Source organism: Liquorilactobacillus uvarum DSM 19971, assembly GCF_001434935.1.
Lineage (GTDB): Bacteria > Bacillota > Bacilli > Lactobacillales > Lactobacillaceae > Liquorilactobacillus > Liquorilactobacillus uvarum.
In genome coordinates this window covers 1-211 of the sequence record NZ_AZEG01000157.1, presented here as the reverse complement: position 1 = coordinate 211, position 211 = coordinate 1, and the positions used below count along the sequence as shown (strand labels likewise).

General features: G+C 40.3%; 1 pseudogene. It reads left to right on the top strand.

Annotated elements, in window-relative coordinates:
- A pseudogene (locus FD20_RS12890) lies at positions 1-211 on the top strand (MobQ family relaxase); the annotation flags it as partial.

Genomic DNA, 211 nt, shown 5'->3' with positions numbered 1-211 from the left:
GGTTTTAAAGCATGATGGCACTAAACAACTCTTTTTTGGCGAATGCAAAGCCGATCCGACGATTAAGAACAGTCAGATCGAGAAAATCCAAAAGCAGTTAAAAGGGCAACAAGCCAAGGACGACCAGTACAGAAAAGAAAATATCGGACATTATCAACCGCTAAATTACAAGCCAGTTAGTCCAGACTATTACTTAAAGACGGCCTTTAGT